At 62.0% G+C, this 21,099-nt stretch carries 20 protein-coding genes; 8 read left to right on the top strand and 12 right to left on the bottom strand.

The window, feature by feature from the left end; translation table 11 throughout:
* Window positions 1–161: 161 nt before the first annotated feature.
* The 9 genes from scpA to LQK83_RS13795 form a co-directional block, all read right to left on the bottom strand.
* On the bottom strand, window positions 162–2,348 hold the full coding sequence (scpA, locus tag LQK83_RS13835) for a methylmalonyl-CoA mutase (RefSeq protein ID WP_230837987.1): 2,187 nt from the start codon (window positions 2,346–2,348) through the stop codon (window positions 162–164).
* A 248-nt stretch (window positions 2,349–2,596) separates the two neighbouring features.
* On the bottom strand, window positions 2,597–2,971 hold the full coding sequence (locus LQK83_RS13830; protein ID WP_330166284.1) for an endonuclease domain-containing protein: 375 nt from the start codon (window positions 2,969–2,971) through the stop codon (window positions 2,597–2,599).
* Window positions 2,972–3,027: 56 nt separating this feature from the next.
* Window positions 3,028–5,031 carry an acetyl-CoA carboxylase biotin carboxylase subunit gene (locus LQK83_RS13825; RefSeq protein WP_230837985.1) on the bottom strand — a complete coding sequence of 668 codons (2,004 nt, stop codon included), beginning with the start codon at window positions 5,029–5,031 and terminating at the stop codon, window positions 3,028–3,030.
* 29 nt (window positions 5,032–5,060) lie between these two features.
* Window positions 5,061–5,765, bottom strand: coding sequence for a 7-cyano-7-deazaguanine synthase QueC (gene queC / locus LQK83_RS13820; RefSeq protein WP_442966762.1), 705 nt, complete (start codon window positions 5,763–5,765; stop codon window positions 5,061–5,063).
* Window positions 5,766–5,769: 4 nt separating this feature from the next.
* Window positions 5,770–6,147, bottom strand: a complete 378-nt coding sequence (locus LQK83_RS13815; protein ID WP_230837984.1) for a hypothetical protein — start codon at window positions 6,145–6,147, stop codon at window positions 5,770–5,772.
* A gap of 3 nt (window positions 6,148–6,150) precedes the next feature.
* Window positions 6,151–7,065 (bottom strand): glutathione-dependent disulfide-bond oxidoreductase, encoded by a 915-nt coding sequence (gene yghU, locus LQK83_RS13810; RefSeq protein WP_230837983.1) that lies wholly within the window; start codon window positions 7,063–7,065, stop codon window positions 6,151–6,153.
* An 85-nt stretch (window positions 7,066–7,150) separates the two neighbouring features.
* Window positions 7,151–7,435, bottom strand: coding sequence for a DUF2442 domain-containing protein (locus LQK83_RS13805; RefSeq protein WP_109855846.1), 285 nt, complete (start codon window positions 7,433–7,435; stop codon window positions 7,151–7,153).
* Complete coding sequence (locus LQK83_RS13800; RefSeq protein WP_109855845.1) at window positions 7,416–7,652, bottom strand: DUF4160 domain-containing protein; 237 nt, start codon at window positions 7,650–7,652, stop codon at window positions 7,416–7,418. Before LQK83_RS13800 ends, LQK83_RS13805 begins: the two co-directional genes overlap by 20 nt.
* A 12-nt stretch (window positions 7,653–7,664) precedes the next feature.
* Entirely contained in the window at window positions 7,665–9,197 is a 1,533-nt protein-coding gene (locus LQK83_RS13795) for an acyl-CoA carboxylase subunit beta (protein WP_230837982.1), read from the bottom strand.
* A gap of 298 nt (window positions 9,198–9,495) precedes the next feature.
* Between LQK83_RS13795 and LQK83_RS13790 the strand changes: the two genes are divergently transcribed.
* The 5 genes from LQK83_RS13790 (at window position 9,496) to LQK83_RS13770 (ending at window position 15,434) form a co-directional block, all read left to right on the top strand.
* Window positions 9,496–10,902: a helix-turn-helix domain-containing protein gene (locus LQK83_RS13790; protein ID WP_230837981.1), complete on the top strand. Its 1,407-nt coding sequence runs from the start codon at window positions 9,496–9,498 to the stop codon at window positions 10,900–10,902.
* A 36-nt stretch (window positions 10,903–10,938) separates the two neighbouring features.
* Window positions 10,939–11,514, top strand: a complete 576-nt coding sequence (locus LQK83_RS13785; RefSeq protein WP_230838237.1) for a helix-turn-helix domain-containing protein — start codon at window positions 10,939–10,941, stop codon at window positions 11,512–11,514.
* A 1-nt stretch (window position 11,515) separates the two neighbouring features.
* A complete protein-coding gene (locus LQK83_RS13780) occupies window positions 11,516–12,043 on the top strand; it encodes a GNAT family N-acetyltransferase (protein WP_230837980.1) in 528 nt (175 codons plus the stop codon).
* 367 nt (window positions 12,044–12,410) lie between these two features.
* Complete coding sequence (locus LQK83_RS13775) at window positions 12,411–13,985, top strand: Re/Si-specific NAD(P)(+) transhydrogenase subunit alpha (protein ID WP_230837979.1); 1,575 nt, start codon at window positions 12,411–12,413, stop codon at window positions 13,983–13,985.
* 15 nt (window positions 13,986–14,000) lie between these two features.
* Window positions 14,001–15,434, top strand: coding sequence for an NAD(P)(+) transhydrogenase (Re/Si-specific) subunit beta (locus LQK83_RS13770; RefSeq protein ID WP_230837978.1), 1,434 nt, complete (start codon window positions 14,001–14,003; stop codon window positions 15,432–15,434).
* A 264-nt stretch (window positions 15,435–15,698) separates the two neighbouring features.
* Here LQK83_RS13770 and LQK83_RS13765 read toward each other — a convergent pair whose 3' ends face one another.
* Entirely contained in the window at window positions 15,699–16,256 is a 558-nt protein-coding gene (locus LQK83_RS13765; RefSeq protein ID WP_230837977.1) for an NADPH-dependent FMN reductase, read from the bottom strand.
* Between the two features lie 133 nt (window positions 16,257–16,389).
* A complete protein-coding gene (gene infC, locus LQK83_RS13760; protein WP_109858343.1) occupies window positions 16,390–16,926 on the bottom strand; it encodes a translation initiation factor IF-3 in 537 nt (178 codons plus the stop codon).
* Window positions 16,927–17,098: 172 nt separating this feature from the next.
* On the opposite strand from infC, the gene LQK83_RS13755 reads away from it, so the two are divergent.
* Together LQK83_RS13755 and LQK83_RS13750 are read left to right on the top strand one after the other, a co-directional pair.
* Entirely contained in the window at window positions 17,099–17,890 is a 792-nt protein-coding gene (locus tag LQK83_RS13755) for an alpha/beta hydrolase (protein WP_230837976.1), read from the top strand.
* A 116-nt stretch (window positions 17,891–18,006) separates the two neighbouring features.
* Complete coding sequence (locus LQK83_RS13750; RefSeq protein ID WP_230837975.1) at window positions 18,007–18,612, top strand: transglutaminase-like cysteine peptidase; 606 nt, start codon at window positions 18,007–18,009, stop codon at window positions 18,610–18,612.
* Between the two features lie 76 nt (window positions 18,613–18,688).
* Here LQK83_RS13750 and LQK83_RS13745 read toward each other — a convergent pair whose 3' ends face one another.
* Window positions 18,689–20,077: an aminotransferase-like domain-containing protein gene (locus LQK83_RS13745; protein WP_230837974.1), complete on the bottom strand. Its 1,389-nt coding sequence runs from the start codon at window positions 20,075–20,077 to the stop codon at window positions 18,689–18,691.
* A 114-nt stretch (window positions 20,078–20,191) separates the two neighbouring features.
* Between LQK83_RS13745 and LQK83_RS13740 the strand changes: the two genes are divergently transcribed.
* Window positions 20,192–21,082 carry a DMT family transporter gene (locus LQK83_RS13740; RefSeq protein WP_230837973.1) on the top strand — a complete coding sequence of 297 codons (891 nt, stop codon included), beginning with the start codon at window positions 20,192–20,194 and terminating at the stop codon, window positions 21,080–21,082.
* Window positions 21,083–21,099 lie beyond the last annotated feature (17 nt).

Genomic DNA, 21,099 nt, shown 5'->3' with positions numbered 1-21,099 from the left:
CCCATCAGCGAACCACCCGCTAAAGATTCGCCCCATGGTCGGGCGTCATGGTGAACGAAACCCTAACGCCGCCGCCAGGCCGGAAGATTTAATACTCCTGTAATGTGAGGCTTTACTGATCAAAAGCCTAGTTAGCGCGGACGCGCGGAAGCCGAGCGCCCTCACCTGTTCCGCCGCAGTCCGGCAATGTCTCCCAGCACGGCATTGGCAGCCGCCATGACATTCGAGCCGGGCCCGAAGATTTCCGCGACGCCGGCGTCGCGCAGGAACTGGTAATCCTGCTCCGGGATGACGCCACCGGCGACCACGATGATATCATCGGCGCCCTTTTCCTTGAGCTTCGCGATCAGCTCCGGGATCAGCGTCTTGTGCCCGGCGGCCAGCGAGGAGACACCGATGACGTCGACCTTTTTGTTCACCGCCTTGTCGGCGACCTCCGAAGGCGTTTCGAACATGTCGGTGAGGTCGACGCGGAAGCCCATGTCGGCAAAGGCGGTGGCGATGACCTTGGCGCCGCGGTCGTGGCCGTCCTGGCCCATCTTGGCGACGAGGATCGAAGGCTCCGTGCCGCGCTCAGCCTTGAAGGCCTCGATCTTGGCGCGGATCGCCTTGTATTCCGCATCTTCCTGATAGGCATCGGCATAGACGCCGGAAATCACGCGGGTGGAGGCATGGTGGCGCGAGAACGCGCGCTCCATGGCATCGGAAATCTCGCCGAGCGAGGCGCGCGCACGGGCGGCTTCCACGGCGGCGGCGAGCAGGTTGCCCTGACCGGACGCGGCGACCTTTTCCAACGCCTTGAGAGCGGTTTCGACCGCCTTGCCGTCGCGGGTCTCGCGGATGCGGGTCAGGCGGGCGATCTGGCTGGCGCGGACCTTGGCATTGTCGATCTCGAGAATATCGACCGAGGGCTCGTTTTCGAGGCGGAACTTGTTGACGCCGACGATGACGTCTTCGCCGCGATCGATGCGCGCCTGCTTGCGGGTCGCGGCTTCTTCGATCCGCATCTTCGGCAGGCCCTGTTCGACCGCCTTCGTCATGCCCCCGAGGCTTTCGACCTCCTGGATCATGGACCACGCCTCTTCGGCCAACTGCGCCGTCAGCGCCTCGACATAATAGGAGCCGCCGAGCGGATCGACGACATTCGTCACGCCCGTTTCGTGCTGGAGTATCAGCTGCGTGTTGCGGGCAATGCGGGCGGAAAACTCCGTCGGCAGCGCAATCGCCTCGTCAAACGAGTTGGTATGCAGCGACTGCGTGCCGCCGAGCACAGCGGCCAGCGCCTCATAGGCCGTGCGGACGACGTTGTTATAAGGGTCCTGCTCGGTCAGCGACACGCCGGAGGTCTGGCAATGGGTGCGCAGCATCTTCGAGCGCTCGGACTTGGCGCCGAAATCCGTCATGATCTTCGACCAGAGCTGGCGGGCGGCGCGCAGCTTCGCCGCTTCCATGAATATATTCATGCCTATGCAGAAGAAGAAGGAGAGCCGGCCGGCGAAATCGTCGACATCGAGGCCCTTCTTCATCGCGGCGCGCACATATTCCATGCCGTCGGCCAGCGTATAGGCGAGCTCCTGGGAGAGCGTCGCCCCGGCTTCCTGCATGTGATAGCCGGAAATGGAGATGGAGTTGAACTTCGGCATCTCCTTGGCCGTGAACTCGATGATATCGGCGACGATCCGCATCGACGGTTCCGGCGGATAGATATAGGTGTTGCGGACCATGAACTCCTTGAGGATGTCGTTCTGCACAGTGCCGGTGAGCTTGGCGCGCGGCACGCCCTGCTCCTCGCCGGCCACGATGAACATCGCGAGCACCGGAATGATCGCGCCGTTCATGGTCATGGACACGCTCATCTCGCCGAGCGGAATCCCGTCGAACAGGATCTTCATGTCCTCGACACTGTCGATCGCCACACCCGCCTTGCCGACATCGCCGACCACGCGCGGGTGATCCGAATCGTAGCCGCGATGGGTGGCGAGGTCGAAGGCGACCGAGAGGCCCTTCTGCCCGGCCGCGAGATTGCGGCGATAGAAGGCGTTGGACTCCTCCGCGGTGGAGAAACCCGCATATTGCCGGATCGTCCACGGCTGGCCCGCATACATCGTGGCCCGCACGCCGCGGGTGAACGGCGCAACGCCGGGAAGCGCCGTCGCTGCCTCAGCAGGCAGGTCGTCGGCCGTATAGAGCGGCTTGATGGTGATACCCTCGGGCATGTCCTTGTTGAGGGTCGAGGGGTCGGCGCCCTTCAGTTCCTTCGAGGCGAGAGGGAGCCAGTCGCGCGACTTCACTCTCTCCCCTTGGGGGAGAGATGTCGGCGCAGCCGACAGAGAGGGGTTCTGAGACATTCAAACATCCTTTCCCTGTTCGCCCCTTGGGGCGTGAATTGTTGGTCTGGGAGGTCGGATTACCCCCTCTCTGCCCTGCCGGGCATCTCCCCCTCAAGGGGGGAGAACGGCTAGTCGCACTCGCACTGCCTTCCACAACATCTCCCCAGCCGATACGGCTGGAAAGGTCGATGCGCGTGCAGCGCCGTCACTCTCTCCCCTTGAGGGAGAGATGTCGGCGCAGCCGACAGAGAGGGGTTCATCACCCGCTACACATCACTTCCCTTTTCACGAATGACCGCGAGAATGTGGTCGCAGACACCGTTCAGATCTTTCATCACGTCATCGTTCCAGAAACGAACAACCGTCCATCCGATTTCATTCAGCCGCCGCGTCCGGACCGCATCCGCATCTGGTACATCGCCCATCGCATGTTGCGAGCCATCCAGCTCGACGATCAGCTTGTGTTCCGCACAGGCGAAGTCGGCAACATAGCCAGCGATCGGCAATTGCCGTCGAAACTTCAGGCCCATCAGCCGATGCGCCCTCAATTGCGCCCACAGCCGCGCTTCGGCTTCAGTCATATCGCGCCGGAGCCTCTTGGCGTTTGCCCTCAGCTTCGGCGAGATTGTGCGACTTGGCACCGTACCCCCCTCTGTCGGCTACGCCGACATCTCCCCCTCAAGGGGGGAGAGTGAACTCACGCAAACTCCATGATCACATCGTCCACCGCCAGGCTCGCGCCGGGCTTCGCCAGCACCTTCGAAACCTTGGCCCGCTTCTCGGCCCGCAGCATGTTTTCCATCTTCATCGCCTCGACGATCGCGAGCGCCTGACCTTCCTGAACCTCGTCGCCCTCCTTCACCAGAACCGAAGTGATGAGGCCGGGCATGGGGCAGAGCAGCAGGTTGGACGTGTCCGGCGGGGCCTTTTCCGGCATGAGGGCGGCGAGTTCCGCGACGCGGGGCGAGAGAACCTGAACCTTCACATCCATGCCGCGCTGGCGCATGCGGAAGCCGCCCGGCGCCGGCTGGACCTTGAAGGCGACCGGCTTGCCCTCGATCAGCACCTCCGCGAGCGGATGGCCCGGCTGCCAGTTCGTCTCGACCTGAAGCACAGGCCCACCTTCCAGGCTGACGCCGAAGCCGGTGGAGAGATGCGAGATCTCGGCCTTCACCGTATTATGTCCGGCGATGAGCACGACCTTCTGGTGGCCGTTGCCGACGCCGACCGTGAAGCGGCTGCCGGAGATTTTGGCGTTGCGCTCGCTGGCGATGCGCGACAGCACGAGGGCGGCGGCGGCGAAGCGGTGGACACTCTCCGCATCCGGCGCGACCGGGCCGAAGCCTTCCGGATATTCCTCCGCGATGAAGCCGGTCGAAAGCCGTCCCTCGCGCCAGCGCGGATGCTGCATGAGTGCGGAGAGGAAGGGCAGGTTGTGCCCGATGCCTTCCACCTCGAAGCGATCCAGCGCATCGGCCATGGCATCGACCGCTTCAAGGCGGGTCGGCGCATGGGTGCAGAGCTTGGCGATCATCGGGTCGTAGAACATCGAGATTTCCGAGCCCTCGGTGACGCCCGTGTCGTTGCGGACCGTCACGCCGCCCTTCGTCTCCTCCTGCGGCGGACGATAGCGCGTCAGCCGGCCGATCGAGGGCAGGAAGTTGCGATAGGGGTCTTCGGCATAGAGCCGGCTTTCCACCGCCCAACCGTTGATCTTCACGTCTTTCTGCGTCAGCGGCAGCTTTTCGCCGGCGGCGACGCGGATCATCAGTTCGACCAGATCAAGCCCGGTGATCAGTTCCGTCACCGGATGTTCAACCTGCAGACGGGTGTTCATTTCGAGGAAGTAGAAATTGCGGTCCTTGTCGACGATGAATTCGACCGTGCCGGCGCTCTGGTAATCCACCGCTTTTGCCAAAGCGACGGACTGTTCGCCCATGGCCTTGCGCGTTTTCTCATCCAGGAAGGGCGATGGGGCCTCTTCCACGACCTTCTGGTTTCGCCGCTGCACCGAGCATTCGCGCTCGTTCAAATAGACGACATTGCCATGGCCGTCGCCGAGCAGCTGGATTTCGATATGGCGCGGCTCGACGATGAACTTCTCGATGAAGATGCGATCATCACCGAAGGAGGAGGCTGCTTCCGACTTGGAGCGGGCGAAGCCTTCGCGGGCTTCCTCGTCGTTCCAGGCAATGCGCATGCCCTTGCCGCCACCGCCGGCAGACGCCTTGATCATCACCGGATAGCCGATTTCCTTCGAAATCTTCACTGCGTGTTCGGCATCGTCGATCAGACCCATATAGCCGGGCACGGTCGAAACGCCGGCTTCGGCCGCAATCTTCTTCGAGGTGATCTTGTCACCCATCGCCTCGATCGCCTTCACCTTCGGCCCGATGAAGATGATGCCTTCCTTCTCCAGCGCTTCGCAGAAGGACGCGCGTTCGGAGAGGAAGCCATAGCCGGGATGGACGGCTTCCGCGCCGGTCGCCTTGCAGGCCTCGATGATCCTGTCGGCGAGAAGATAGCTCTGTGCCGCCGGCGGCGGGCCGATATAGACGGCCTCGTCCGCCATCTTCACATGCTCGGCCTCGCGGTCGGCATCGGAATAGACCGCCACCGTCTTGATGCCCATCTTCTTGGCCGACTTCATGACGCGGCAGGCGATTTCGCCGCGATTGGCAATCAGGATCTTCTTGAACATGCTGTTTGCTTCCTACCCTTTTGTGCCGATCACAGACGTTCGGCACGATATTGTTCGTAACCTGCCTGCCTGAGTTCACAGGCCGGGCAGGTCCCGCAGCCATAGCCCCAGGGGTGCCGCGTCGTGCGGTCACCCCGGTAACAGCTATGGCTCTCCTCCAGAATGAGATCGACCAGCGGCTTGCCGCCCAGCCCCTCGGCCATCCGCCAGGTCTCGGCTTTCGTCAGCCACATCAGCGGCGTATGGATGACCTGCCGGCGATCGAGCCCCAGCGACAGCGTCACCTGCAGGCTCTTCAGCGTGTCGTCGCGGCAGTCCGGATAGCCGGAATAATCCGTCTCGCACATGCCGCCGACGAGATGCTTCGCATTGCGCCGATAGGCGAGTGCTGCGGCCGCCGTGAAGAAAAGGAGATTGCGGCCCGGCACGAAGGTGTTCGGCAGGCCCGCCTCATCCATCTCGATTTGCATGTCGCGGGTCAGCGCCGTCTCGGAAATCGCGCCGAGAAGGCCCATATCCACCATATGGTCTTCACCGAGCTTTTCCGCCCATTGCGGAAACTCGGACTTCAGCCGGGCAAGGAAGGTGAGCCGCACTTCAAGCTCGACGCTGTGGTTCTGCCGATAATCGAAGCCGACCGTCTCGACCGCTTCGAAATTCTCGAGCGCCCAGGCGAGGCAGGTCGCGGAATCCTGCCCGCCGGAAAACAGCACAAGCGCCTTGCCCTGCATCATCGCCTCACACCTCGAACACATCGTCGAACGACTGCGGGAAATTGGCCCGCGCGACGTTCATGTTGATCTTCAGAAGGGCGGTGTAGGACTCCGGATCGAAGGGATGCTCGGCCGGCACGACCTCGCGCTTGAACAGGCGTGAGAGACGTCCGGCATCAAGATTGCCACGCTCGAAGGGCTCTTCACCGAAATGGTGCCAGAGCGCATGGAGAAAGGCGGCGTCCGCCAGCGGCTCCGTCTTGTCGGCCGTCATCGGGCGCGGCTTTTCGAAGAGCTTGGTGACGCCGCGCGGGTTGGCGCGGCGGATGGTGAACTGCCAGCCGGTCCCCGTCAGGCCTGACGGGAAACCGCGATGCTTGGTCATTTCGGGAAGCTTGCCCATGCGTCACGCCTTCCCGATCTTGTCTTGCGTCTTCGTCTCGAAGTCCGACGCATCGTGGCGCTCGAGGAGCTGCTTGGACGGCTCGCCAAAGGCGCGGTTGACCATCGAGCCGCGATCGACGGCGGGGCGGGCGAAGAGCTGCTTGCGCCAGCGCTGCACATGCTCGTACTCATCCACAGAGAGGAAGTCGCCGGCATCGCTATAGGCGGCCTTGGCAGCGAGACGGCCATACCAGGGCAGGATCGCCATATCGGCGATGGAGTATTCTTCGCCGGCTATATATTCGTTGTTCGCAAGCTGGCGGTTCAGCACGTCGAGCTGACGCTTCACCTCCATGGCGTAGCGGTCGATGGCATACTGGATCTTGATCGGCGCATATTCGTAGAAATGCCCGAAACCGCCGCCGAGGAAGGGCGCGGAACCCATCTGCCAGAACAGCCAGTTCATCACTTCCGCCCGCTTGCGCGCATCCTTCGGCAGGAAGGCGCCGAACTTGTCGGCGAGATAGGTCATCATCGAGGCGGACTCGAACAGCCGGATCGGCGCGCCGCCATCAACCGGCGCATGGTCCATCATGGCCGGGATCTTGGAATTCGGGTTGATCGCGACGAAGCCGGACCCGAACTGGTCGCCATCGTTGATGCGGATGATCCAGGCATCATATTCCGCGCCCGAATGGCCGGCCGCCAGCAGCTCTTCCAGCAGGATCGTGACCTTCACGCCGTTCGGGGTGCCGAGCGAATAAAGCTGGATCGGATGCTTGCCGACCGGCAGTTCCTTCTCATGCGTCGGCCCGGCTATTGGCCGGTTGATGCTGGCAAACGCGCCGCCATTGCCCTTCTCCCAGGTCCAGACCTTGGGCGGCTGATAGCCGGCGGGAAAGTTCTTCTCGGGCGGAAATTTGGTGTTGTCGGTCATGGCTTTCCTCTTTCAAGTTTTGCGAATGAGCAAGACTCGATAAGGTAGAGATGTCCCTGAACAAAGACAGGGTGTTCAAAAAAATTCATTCAGCCGCCTGCGAGGGCGGGATGGCGCCGGGGGCGGCACCGCCAATGATCAGCGCCTTGGCGCTGATATATTCATCGATCTCGTCCCAGCCGACCGCATCGCCGAAGGGCAGGATTTCCCAGGCCTTGCGCTGCTCCGGCGTCGCAGCGTGAAGGCGCGGATACCACCAGAGCGGCGCTTCGATCCGGCGGCCATCCGCCATCCCGAAGACGATGAAATCCTCCGTCACATCGACGCTCTTCACCTGAAGCTGTTTTTCATCAATGTCCAAAGTGGTCATTCCAGGCCTCCAGGAATTTCTCTTGGTACTCCGCGATGACCGCGAGAATATCATTGACCTCATGGGCTGCAAAACCGACGTTCTTTGCGAGCCGGATATCCGAGAGCCAGACCTTCAACTGCTTGTGGTCCTTCAGCACGTGGATATGCGGCGGCTCGCCGATCTCCTTCGAGTAGAAGAGGAACTTGTGGCCCTTCCATCTGAGGATCGTCGGCATTCCCGCCCCCGCTCACAACGGAATATTGTCGTGCTTCTTCTTCGGCGGCTGCACGTCCTTCGTCTTCAGCATTTCAAACGCCCGGATGACCCGCCGCCGGGTTGAATGCGGCATGATGACCTCGTCGATGAAGCCGCGTTCTGCGGCCTTGAAGGGGTTGGCGAAGTTGTCTTCGTATTCCTTCGTGCGGGCGGCGATCTTGTCGGGGTCGCCCAGTTCCGAACGGTAGAGGATTTCGGTGGCGCCCTTCGCGCCCATGACGGCGATCTGTGCGGTGGGCCAGGCATAGTTGACGTCGGCGCGGATATGCTTGGACGACATCACGTCATAGGCACCGCCATAGGCCTTGCGGGTGATGACCGTCACCTTCGGAACGGTGGCCTCGGCATAGGCGAAGAGCAGCTTCGCGCCATGCTTGATGATGCCGCCATATTCCTGGGCCGTGCCGGGCAGGAAGCCGGGGACGTCGACCAGCGTCAGGATCGGGATATTGAAGGCGTCGCAGAAGCGCACGAAGCGGCCGGCCTTCTTGGCGCTGTCGATATCCAGGCAGCCGGCCAGAACCATCGGCTGGTTGGCCACGACGCCGACGGTCGAGCCGTTGAGACGGATGAAGCCGCAGAGAATGTTCTTGGCATGATCCTTCTGCACCTCGAAGAAATCCGCCTCATCGGCGATGCGGGCGATCACCTCGTGCATGTCATAGGGCTTGTTCGGATTGTCCGGGATGATCGTGTCCAGCGCCATCTCGATCCGGTCCGGCCGGTCGGCGGTCGGCAGAACCGGCGGCTTCTCGCGGCTGGAGAGCGGCAGGAAATCGAACATGCGGCGGATTTCGATAAGCGCCTCGACGTCATTTTCAAAAGCGCCATCCGCGACGGAGGACTTTTTCGTATGCGTCGAGGCGCCACCCAGCTCCTCCGCCGAAACGATCTCGTTGGTGACGGTTTTCACCACATCCGGCCCGGTCACGAACATGTAGGACGTGTCCTTGACCATGTAGATGAAGTCGGTCATGGCCGGCGAATAGACCGCGCCGCCGGCGCAGGGGCCCATGATGACCGAAATCTGCGGGATGACGCCCGATGCCTGCACATTGCGCCAGAACACTTCCGCATAGCCGCCGAGTGAGGCGACGCCTTCCTGGATGCGCGCGCCGCCACTGTCGTTTAGGCCGATCACCGGCACGCCGTTCTGCATGGCGAGGTCCATGATCTTGCAGATCTTTTCGGCATGCGTCTCGGAGAGCGAACCGCCGAAGACGGTGAAGTCCTGGGAGAAGACGTAAGTGGGCCGGCCGTTGATCGTGCCCCAGCCGGTCACGACGCCATCGCCCGGAAACTGCTGGGTCTCCATGCCGAAATCGGCGCAGCGATGCGCCTTGTACATGTCGTATTCCTCGAAAGAGCCTTCATCCAGCAGCACATCCAGCCGCTCGCGCGCCGTCAGCTTGCCCTTGCCATGCTGCGCATCGATACGCTTCTGGCCGCCGCCGAGACGGGCTTCCGCGCGCCGCGCTTCGAGCTTTTCAAGGATGTCCTGCATGGTCGTCTCTCGCTCCCATTTCGCCGTCGTCATCCCGGCCTTGAGCCGGGATCCAGCCAGCCCGCGTCTGCGGGCTGAAAGATGCATTTGCTGAGAGTCCTTTCGCGCGATGGACATCGCGCGGCTGGATGCCGGATCAAGTCCGGCATGACGGAGTGAAAGGGGCCCTCGCCCGCCACACACATCCTCCCGCATGCCCTCATTGGTAGCTTTAAATTCCTCTTGCAGGAAGGATTGAAAAAGCGGTGATGTGAAAGTATCAAATTAAAAAGCTGCAAATTGCAAAATTGTGAACATCATGCGCGCGAAAAAGCTCTTCATCGGCCGGAAGCTCCGCGATATCCGCGCTGACGCTGGCCTCACTCAAGCCGGGCTGGCGGGAAAGCTCGGCATCTCGGTGAGCTACCTGTCGCAGCTGGAGACAAACCAGCGGCATGTGACCGCGCCGGTGCTGCTCGCGCTCGCCTCGCAATTCGCGCTCGACATTGCCAGCCTCTCGAATGACGATAGCGACCGACTGATTGCCGATCTCGGCGAGGCCTTTGCCGATCCGCTGTTTTCGGGCGAGCAGCCCTCGGTGCAGGACCTGAAGCTGGTCATCCAGAGCGCGCCCGATGTGGCGCACGCCTTTCTCTCCATGCACCGCGCGCTGCGCCGCGCCGGTGAGCAGCTGGCGGAGCTGGACGATACGATTGCCCGCGCCGCCGCCACCGAGCCGACGCCCTATGAAGAGGTGCGCGACTTCTTCCATTATATCGACAACTATATCCACGAGCTGGATGTCGCCGCCGAAAAGCTGGCGAGCGGGATGGGCGAAAGTCCGCGCAACCGCGTGCGTCAGATGGCCGATACGATCGAGAAGAAGCATCGCGTCCGCGTCGTCATGGGCGGCGAAGGGAACGCTGTGCGGCGCTACGACCCCGTCGGCCGTGTCTTGACGCTGAACCCGCGCGCCGACAATGCAACGAATGCCTTCCAGATCGCCCATCAGATCGCGCTGATCGAGCATCAGAAGATCATTGACGCGATCATCGCCAAGGCCGAATTCCGTTCCGCCGATGCCGGAGCGATCTGTCGCATCGGCCTTGCCAATTATTTCGCCGGCGCGGTCATGCTGCCCTATGGCGCATTCGCGGCGGCGGCAAAGGAGCTGCGCTACGATCTCGAACTCCTCTGCGACCGTTTCGGCGCGAGCCTTGAGCAGGTCTGCCACCGGCTCTCCACGCTCCAGCGGCCGGGCGCCAAGGGCGTCCCCTTCTTCTTCGCCCGCGTCGATCAGGCCGGCACGATCACCAAGCGCCACAGCGCCACGCGGCTGCAATTCGCCCGCTTTGGCTCCGCCTGTCCGCTCTGGAACGTCCACCGCGCCTTCGAGACCCCGGACCGGATCATCCGCCAATTGGCCGAGACGCCGGATGGTGCGCGCTATCTCTGTCTCGCCATGACGGTCTCGAAACGCTCCGGCGGCTTCCGTGCGCCGGTGCAACGGCACGCCTTGGCGCTCGGCTGCCAGATCGAATATGCCGGCGAACTCGTCTATGCCGACGATCTCGACATCGCCCGCTCGGAAGCCTTCGAGCCGATCGGCATCTCCTGTCGCATCTGCGAACGCCGCGACTGCCACCAGCGCGCCGTCCCGCCGCTCAAGCGCAAGCTCATCATCGAGCCGCATGAGCGCGGGTTCATTCCATATGATTTTCTGTGAGGACTTGACTCCACTATAGGAATATTGAATTCTCCTATAATGGAAATTCTAAACGACGATATCGAAAAGAATATTGGCCAGTCCCTGAAGGCGCTGCGCTTGCAGCGCGGGATGACGCTTGACCAGCTGGCCACAGCTTCGGGCGTCAGCCGCGCTATGATCTCGAAGATCGAGCGTGGCGAGGCGAGCCCGACGGCGGTGTTGCTGGCGCGGCTGCTGGGGCCTCTGAAAGAGACGCTGTCCGGCTTCTTTGCCGCGGCATCCGAGGCGCCCTCTCCCTTGCGGCGGCTGGCCGAGCAGCCGGTGTGGCGCGATCCGGAGACAGGCTATGTGCGGCGTGCCGTGTCTCCTCCGGGCTTCGCGATTGCGACCGATCTTGTCGATGTGACGCTTCCGGCTGGCGCGCGCGCGGCGATGCCGCCCGTCATCTCCGAGCCCGCGCAGGATCAATATGTGTGGCTGCTGGACGGCCGATTGGTCATGAAATGCGACGGCGCCCGCCACGAGATGCAGGCCGGCGACTGCCTCTACATGACGCTCGCGCAAGGCACTGTCTTTGAGAACCCCGGCTCAGAACCCTGCCGCTATGCGGTGATCCTCAGAAAGAACTGACATGTCCGATATTCGCATATTTGGCCGAGCCGAAACCCTTGCTGCGCTCAAGGACCTTTCCGAACTGTTCTCCGAAACGGTGCGCGGCGGTGCGTCGATGGGATACATGCTGCCCTTCCCACCCGAGGAAGCCGAGATTTACTGGCGCAGCGTGGCGGAGGCGGTGGGGCGCGGCGACATCGTGCTGTTGGTCCTGGAAGACGCGGGCCGTATCGCCGGCTCGGTGCAGCTCGGCATCGCCATGCCACCCAACCAGCCGCATCGCGCCGATATCAAGAAGCTAATGGTTCATCCCGACCAGCGCGGACGGGGATTGTCGCGGCATCTCATGGAGGCGGCGGAACGGGAAGCGGCGGCGCGCGGACGCAGCCTGCTGGTGCTGGATACCGCTACGGGCCAGCCGGCTGAGAAGATTTATGAGCATCTCGGCTGGGAACGCGCCGGTGTGATTCCCGGTTACGCGCTGTTTCCCGACGGCCGCCCATGCGACACCACCTTCTACCATAAGACGTTAGCAATCGTTATATAACCTTTATTAAGTTATAAGTGAAATTATAATTTCAATCGAATTAATTTGCGGTTCCGGTTTTGAGTTCAAAAATTTAGGTCGTCCCCAGGATATTTTTTGGCGCAGGCGAAGGGCGGATGGCCGTTTATAACCGCGCGCCCTAAATATTTCAAACTTAAACTATTTTCTCTAAATTTGCGGATTATGCAGCATTCTTCAAGGCTTGTGCAGACAATGCCGGTCGTTTCACAGCGTACCGGATTCGCATTGCGCGGAGTTGCATGAAGTCCTGTTCCCTGCTTAAACGAGGACGAACTGCGTTCAAAAATTTAAAGACGGCAGGGGCGCCGTCTCATAATATGCGCTGACGCAGAGCAGGAGGACAAACATGTTGATCGGTTCGCCACGGGAACGGCTTGAGGGAGAGGCGCGCGTCGCGATGACGCCAGACAGCGCCACCCAGCTGCAGAAACTCGGATATCAATGCGCGATCGAAAGCGGCGCGGGCAAACTCGCCGGCTTTTCGGACGATCTCTATCGCGCCGCCGGCGTGACGGTCGTCGATACGGCGGATGCGCTCTATGCGCAGGCCGACGTCATCGCCAAGGTGCGGCCGCCGCTGGCCGACGAGGTTTCCAAACTCGCCCCCGGCAAGACGCTGATCTCCTTCTTCTACCCCGCGCAGAACAAGGACCTGCTGGAGCAGGCCAAGGGCACGGGCGCCAACGTGATCGCCATGGACATGGTGCCGCGCATTTCGCGCGCCCAGAAGATGGATGCGCTCTCCTCCATGGCCAATATCGCCGGCTATCGCGCGGTGATCGAGGCCGGCAACAATTTCGGCCGCTTCTTCACCGGCCAGGTGACCGCCGCCGGCAAGATCCCGCCGGCCAAGGTTCTGGTCATTGGTGCGGGCGTGGCCGGTCTTGCTGCTGTCGGCACCTCCGTATCGCTCGGCGCGATCACCTATGCCTTCGACGTTCGCCCGGAAGTGGCCGAGCAGATCGAATCCATGGGCGCGAATTTCGTCTTCCTCGATTTTGCCGGTCCCGCACAGGATGGCGCGGCGACGGGTGGCTATGCGGCCCCCTCCTCGCCGGAATTCCGCGAGGCACAGTTGAAGAAGTTCCGCGAGATCGCGCCGGACATCGACATCGTCATCTCGACGGCGCTGATCCCCGGCCGCGATGCGCCGAAGCTCTGGCTTGCCGACATGGTGGCGATGATGAAGCCCGGCTCGGTCATCGTCGACCTTGCTGCCGAGCGCGGCGGCAATTGCGACCTGACGGTTCCGGACCAGAAGGTCGTCTCCGACAATGGCGTGACCGTGATCGGCTACACGGACTTCCCGAGCCGCATGGCCGCGCAGTCCTCGACGCTCTATTCGACCAACATCCGCCACATGATGACGGACCTGACGCCGAAGAAGGATGGCGCGCTCTTCCACAACATGGAAGACGACGTGATCCGCGGCGCGACCGTCACCTATCAGGGCGAGATTACCTTCCCGCCTCCGCCGCCGAAGATCCAGGCGATCGCGGCGCAGAAGCCGAAGGAAAAGGCCAAGGAGTTGACGCCGGAAGAAAAGCGTGCAGCCGAAGCTGCCGCCTTCAAGGCGCAAACGAAGCAGCAGGTCGGCCTGCTGGTCGTCGGCGGGGCGCTGATCCTGCTCGCCGGACTCTTCGCGCCGGCCAGCTTCATGTCGCATTTCATCGTCTTCGTGCTCTCCTGCTTCGTCGGCTTCCAGGTCATCTGGAACGTGTCGCATTCGCTGCACACGCCGCTGATGGCCGTGACCAACGCGATTTCCTCCATCATCATTCTCGGTGCGCTGATGCAGATCGGCTCGGGAAGCTGGCTGGTGGCGTTGCTGGGCGCCCTCTCCGTGTTCATGGCGGGGATCAACATTTTCGGTGGCTTCATGGTCACCCGGCGCATGCTCGCCATGTTCCAGAAGTCTTAAGGGGAGGGTCGAGCCATGGAATACGGATTTACCACGGCGGCCTATGTGGTCGCGGCTGTCCTCTTCATCCAGTCGCTTGGCGGACTGTCCGGCCAGGAAAGCGCCAAGCGCGCGGTCTGGTATGGCATTGTCGGCATGGCGCTCGCGGTTCTCGCGACGCTCTATGGTCCCGGTGCGGGCAACTGGCTGATTTCGCTGGTGATGATCGTCATCGGCGGCGCGATCGGCTGGGTCGTCGCCCAGCGCGTACAGATGACCGAAATGCCGCAGCTGGTTGCGGCCATGCATTCGCTCGTCGGTCTTGCAGCCGTGCTGATCGGCTTCAACACGCATATCGAGCTCATCCGCATCGCAGGGATGGATGAGGCAACGCGTCATGCGCTGACCGGCTTTGCCGCCGTCATCGCGCACAAGACCCCGGTCGAGATCAACATCCTGCGCGTTGAGACCTTTCTCGGCATCTTCATCGGTGCCGTGACCTTCACCGGCTCGATCATCGCCTTCGGCAAGCTCGCCGGCAAGGTGGATGGCAAGGCGAAGAAGCTGCCGGGCGGCCATGTGCTGAACGCGGCGGCGGCGATCATTTCGCTCGCCATGCTCTTCGTCTATCTCTCGTCCGGTTCGACGCTTGCCATCGTCATCATGACGCTGGCCGCGCTCTTCATCGGCTATCACCTGATCATGGGCATCGGCGGCGCCGACATGCCGGTGGTGGTGTCGATGCTGAACTCCTATTCGGGCTGGGCGGCTGCGGCTATCGGCTTCTCGCTGTCGAACGACCTGCTGATCGTCGTCGGCGCGCTGGTGGGCTCTTCGGGCGCGATCCTCTCCTACATCATGTGCAAGGCGATGAACCGCTCCTTCATCTCGGTCATCCTCGGCGGCTTTGGCGGCACGACGGGTCCGGCGATGGCGGTCGAGGGCGAACAGGTCGCCATCGATACGGAAGGCGTGGCCGCTGCGCTCAACGATGCGGACTCGGTGATCATCGTGCCGGGCTACGGCATGGCGGTGGCGCAGGCTCAAGGGGCGGTTTCCGAACTCACACGCAAGCTGCGTGCCGCCGGCAAAGAAGTGCGCTTCGCGATCCACCCGGTCGCCGGCCGCCTGCCGGGCCACATGAACGTGCTGCTCGCCGAAGCCAAGGTTCCCTATGATATTGTCCTAGAAATGGACGAGATCAACGAGGACTTCCCGAACACGGATGTCGTCATCGTCATCGGCTCCAACGACATCGTCAACCCGGCCGCTCAGGAAGACCCCAACTCCCCGATCGCCGGCATGCCGGTTCTGGAAGTCTGGAAGGCGAAGCAGGTGTTCGTTTCCAAGCGCGGCCAGGGCACGGGTTACTCGGGCATCGAGAACCCGCTGTTCTACAAGGACAACACGCGCATGTATTACGGCGATGCGAAGGACTCGATCAACAAGCTGCTGCCGTTGATCAATTGAGTTTGGGTTTGGCGTGAGAGTTTGAAATCCCCGGTGGCGACGCCGGGGATTTTTTTGTTTGTGGGAGGAGGGCGTTCCCCTATCCTCCGTCATCCCGGACTTGATCCGGGTCTGCGGGCTGAAAGGACCCTTCACATCCGATCCGCGACTCTCGAGAGTTTCCTGCGCGATAGACATCGCGCACTGGATGCCGGATCAAGTCCGGCATGACGGAGTGTGGGGTTATCCGCGTCGCGTCCCACAAGCAAAATGGAAGCCGCTCACCTACTTCCGCCCCGCCACATGCTCCGCAAACCCCTTGAGGAACCCTGCGAGCTGCTCCTTCACCTTCTCATCGACAAGCGCCCCCTCACCGTCGAACACCTTGTCCGCATGCGACACCAACAACCGGCCATCCATCCACAAGTCCGCACCGAAGGTGCGCATGATGGGGAGCCAGGCGTTTTGGGAGAGGATGGTGCCGAAGCCGCCGGGGGAAGCGCCGATGATGGCGATGGGCTTCTTGCGGAAGGCGATGCTGGCGCCGCCGGGGCCACGGGAAAGCCAGTCGATGGCATTCTTGAAGACGCCCGGGATGGAGTTGTTGTATTCGGGCGTGACGAGCAGCAGCCCATCGGCGGCGATGATCTTCTCCTTCAGCACGGTGACGGCTTCGGGAATGCCGCTTTCGGCTTCGACATCGCCGTCATAGAGCGGGATGCCACGGATCGTGCCGATCTCAAGTTCCGCGCCCTCCGGCATCAGGCCGGTGGCGGCGCGCAGGAGTGCCGAGTTTAACGAGCCCTTGCGCAGGCTTCCCGAAATACCGATCAGTTTCGTCATGGGCTTTCCCTTCTATTCTCTGTGGCTCATATACGCATAACATCCGATATGCGACGATTGTGCCAGCCAGCGGACAACAAAAAAGCCGCCCAATGGACGGCTTCTTTGATCTGTTGATCAGAACGGCTCGCGCTCACTTCGGCGCGAGAACCATCATCATCTGGCGGCCTTCGAGCTTCGGCTCGGCTTCGACCTTGGCGATCTCGACGGTGTCTTCCTTGACCTGCATCAGCAGTTTCATGCCGAGTTCCATATGCGCCATTTCGCGGCCGCGGAAACGGAGCGTCACCTTGACCTTGTCGCCTTCTTCGAAGAAGCGGTTCATGGCCTTCATCTTCACCTCATAGTCATGGGTGTCGATGTTGGGGCGCATCTTGATTTCCTTGATCTCGACGATCTTCTGCTTCTTGCGCGCTTCGGCCGCCTTCTTCTGGTTGGCGTATTTCAGCTTGCCGAGGTCGAGGATCTTGCAGACCGGCGGTTCAGAATTCGGCGAGATCTCGACGAGATCCAATCCCGCCTCCTCTGCCATCTTCAACGCCTCGTCCGTGGGCACGATGCCCAGGTTCTCGCCTTCTTCATTGATGAGCTGAATGCGGGGCAGGCGAATTTCCCGGTTGGCGCGAGGCCCGTCCTTTACGGGGGCGTCGGCTTTGAATGGTCTGCGAATGGTCGTATTCTCCTCAATTGTTTCCAGAAAACGTGCGCAGGGATTTGTGTCCGCTGCAATGTGTGCTTTCACGTGTGCGAGTCAATAGCATGGTTCTCGGGAAAAATCACCATCTGTGCTTATTTCGTCGAATCTGTTGTATGTCCGTCATAAATTCTATCGGAGACGTGCGATGGCAGACGAAAAACCCCATTTCCTGAGCGTTGGAAAAGGCGCAGACGCCCGCGACATCGCCTGGCGTCTGAGCGGTGGGCCGAAGGACAGGCCGGCGCTCGTCTGGCTCGGCGGCTACCGCTCCGACATGAAGGGGACGAAGGCGCTGGAGCTGGAAAGCTTTGCCCGCGAGAAGGGACTTGCGTGTCTCCGCCTCGATTATTCCGGCCATGGTGAGTCGGGCGGTGAATTTCGCGACGGCACGATCTCGCGCTGGCTGGAAGAGGCGCTGGCGATCATTGTGCATGCCGGGTTCATGCGCCTCATCCTCGTCGGCTCCTCCATGGGCGGCTGGATTGCGCTGCGCGCGGTGGCGGAACTGCGGAAGCGCGAGACGGCCATCGTCGAAGGCATGGTGCTGATCGCGCCGGCACCCGATTTCACAATCGATCTCATCGAGCCGTCGCTGGGTGAGACAGAGCGTCAGAGCCTTGCCGAGAAAGGCTATTTCGAAGAGCATTCGGAATATTCTCCCGAGCCGAACATCTTCACGGCCAAGCTGATGGATGATGGCAGGGCGAATAGGGTGCTGACCGGCATCATAGAGACCGGCTGCCCTGTGCATATCCTGCAGGGCATGCAGGATCCCGACGTTCCGTGGCGGCATGCGATGAAGCTGGTCGAGCATCTGCCGGCCGACGATGTCGTCATCAGCCTCGTCAAGGATGGCGATCATCGCCTGTCGCGACCGGAGGATCTGGCGCTGATGCGGCGCGCGCTGGAGGCTCTCCTGCCAGGAGATCATGGTTAACAATTCGTTGCAATTTTAACCATGTCTCCAAGAAAGGCGGGAGCCCCTAAGCCTCAGAATTGACTCTTCGCGCACCAGGTTCTTAACTGTTTGTTAAGAATTGAAGGGTTCCCGCGATGGCATTCAGGCTTGGTTTTGCGTTCTTGGCCGTGGCAGTGACACTGGCTTCGGCTGCCCATGCGACCGGTGTTGCGCCTGTTTTCATGCGCACGGGGGCGGTCACGTCGCAGCCGATCGGCCATTATGAATTCTGCCAGAGCCATCAGGACGAGTGCAGCGTGAAGTCTTCGGATCAGACCGCGCCGAAGCTCACCAGCTTCGGCTGGCAGACGATCCGCGAGGTCAATTATCACGTCAACTCGACCATCGTGCCGATGACCGACATGGAGCTTTATGGCCGCGACGAAGTCTGGGCCTATCCGGTCGATGCGGGCGATTGCGAGGACTTTGTTCTCCTGAAGCGCAAGATGCTGATCGAGAAGGGCTTTCCGGTCAACACGCTGCTGATCACGGTGGTTCGCAAGCCGGATGGCGAGGGCCATGCCGTGCTGACCGTGCGCACTGCGCAGGGCGATTACATTCTCGACAATCTCGACAACGAAGTGAAGCTCTGGACGGATACGCCCTATCACTATCTCAAGCGTCAATCGGCAGCCAATTCCGGCCAGTGGGTGACGATCGAGAATGGCGGCGACGTTCTCGTCGGCTCGCTACGAAAGTAAATCAGAGGATTTTTAGCGTCCTTTTCTGGAGGGGGAAGGACGTGATCGAGGGCCGCCTGTGGGGACATGGCGGCCCTCACATTTTGCGAGCCTCTGCAACGACCTGCTGCAACAGGCTGAAAACCTGATCGTCATCGCATTGCGCGACGTTGAAGCGCATGAGATTCGATGCGCTGCCGGACTGGCTGAAGACATTGCCGGGCGCGACAACGAGGCCATGCACAAGCGCGGCCTTGGAGAGAGCGGTAACCTCCAGCCCATCCGGCAAGCGGCACCAGAGGAAGAAGCCACCCAACGCCGGATTGAGCAGCTCGAAGCCGAGCGCCTGAAGCTCGCGCGCCACCGCATCGCCGCTTGCTATCAGCCGGTTGCGCAGGCCGTCGAGATGCCGGCGATAGGCGCTATCCGAAAGCACGGCATGCACCAGCGCCTCCGCCATCTGGTTGCCGCCGAAGCGGCTGGCGATGCGGAAATCGGTGAAATCCTCCGCCCAATCGGATCGAAGCGCCACATAGCCAGCCCGGAAGGCCGCTGAGAGCGTCTTCGAAAAGCTGCCGATGACGATGACGCGATCCAGCCCGTCCATGGCGGCATAACGCGGGGCCGGCTCGCCCTCGAGATCGCCGAAGATATCGTCCTCGATGATCAGCAGATCGTGGCGCTCCGCGAGCTTGAGCACCTTGTGCGCGGTGACGGCCGAGAGCTTCCAGCCGGTCGGGTTATGCAGGCCGGCATTGGTGAGATAAAGCCGCGGCCGCTCGGTTTCGGCCAGATGCGCGAAGGCCTCGACATCCGGCCCTCCGAGGCCGAAGGGAACAGAGACGACGCGCAGCCGGTTGGCGCGGAGCCCCGCGAGGAAGTTGAAGTAGCAGGGATCGTCGACCAGGATCGTGTCGCCGGGTTCGGTCAGGAAGCGTAGAACCAGATCGAGCGCAGACGAGGCGGAATCGGCCATGATCACCTCTTCAGCGCCCGCCTTGATCTCGCGGGCCGCCAGACGCCGGGCGATCAGCTGGCGCAGAGGCGCCAAGCCCTTCGGTTCGGAATAATCGGTGAGCATCGCGCCGCCGGTGCGGGCCAGATTGCGCATCGCCTTGGCGATGATTTCCTGCGGCATCCAGCTTTCCGGAAGCCAGCCGCAGCCGGGCGACAGCATGCCGGGGCGCGGCTCCAGCGCCTGACGCGACATCCAGAGCGGGTCGATGGCGCGCTCAATGGGGCGCGCGACAGACTTCAGCGAATGCGGAACCGGCTGGCTGCCGACAAAGAAACCCGCGCCGCGCCGCGGCTCGATGAGACCGCTCGCCGCCAGCCGGTCATAGGCCTCGACCACGGTGGACTTGGAAATGCCGGTGGTCGCGGCAAGGCTGCGCACGGAAGGCAGCTTCTCGCCCGGCAGCAGCGTGCGGGCGGAAATCCGCTCGCGGATGAGGGTCATCACCTTTTCGCATTGTCCCGACGCCATCGCCCACCCCTCTGTACCTATTTTCGTATCAGTACAGTTTCTAAAAACTGTATTCAACTGTGTCTTTGCGGATGGCGAGTTTTCCGGCACTTCAGGCAAACAAGGAGATTTGCCATGACCGATATCGCCATCACCGCACCGGCCGTCAGCGACAGGACCAAGGGCCTGATCTACGGCTTTCTGGGTGTTCTCGTGTTTTCCGGTTCGCTACCGGCGACGCGCGCGGCGGTAGCGGATTTCGACCCGGTCTTCGTCACCGGCACGCGGGCAGTGATCGCCGGCGCTCTGGGGGCGGCACTGCTCTTCGCGCTGAAGGCGAAGCGGCCGGAGAGGCGCGATGTCCTGCCGCTCCTCGGCGTCACGCTGGGCGTCGTGGTGATCTGGCCGCTGATGATTGCCTTTTCACTGCAGCTCGTGCCTTCCGCGCATGGAACGATGTTCATCGGGCTATTGCCGCTTATGACTGCCATTTTCGGCGTCTTGCGCGGCGGCGAGCGGCCGAAACCGCGCTTCTGGCTCTTTGCCGTTGCCGGCAGCGCGCTGGTGGTCGGCTATGCCTTCATCTCCAACGGGTTGGCGCTCTCGCTGCCGGATCTCTTCATGCTGATCGGCGTGACGGTCTGTGGTTATGGCTATGCCGAGGGCGCGCAGCTGACGCGGCGGCTGGGCGGCTGGCAGGCAATTTCCTGGGCGCTGGTGCTCGGCATGCCGCTGATGCTGGCGCTATCGTTCTTCTATGCGCCCGCAGATTTCCATGCCGTGCACGAGGCGTCGTGGCTGGGGCTGATCTATGCTGGACTGATGGCCATGCTGGTCGGCTTCGTCTTCTGGTATCGTGGGCTGGCGCTGGGCGGCACGGCCTCTGTGGGCCTGCTGCAGCTCACGCAGCCCTTCTTTTCCTTCGCCATCGCGTCGCTTTTTCTCGGCGAAGCGATCTCCGACGCGATGATTGCCATCACCGTCGCCGTCGTGGCCTGCGTGGTGGCGGCCAGACGCAGCGCCTGACTTTCAAGCGCTGCGAC

Source organism: Rhizobium sp. C1 (genome assembly GCF_021026335.1).
In the GTDB taxonomy this organism is placed as follows: Bacteria; Pseudomonadota; Alphaproteobacteria; order Rhizobiales; family Rhizobiaceae; genus Ensifer_A.
The sequence above is the reverse complement of the archived record's forward strand: the minus strand, read 5'-3'. Positions and strand labels throughout refer to the sequence as shown.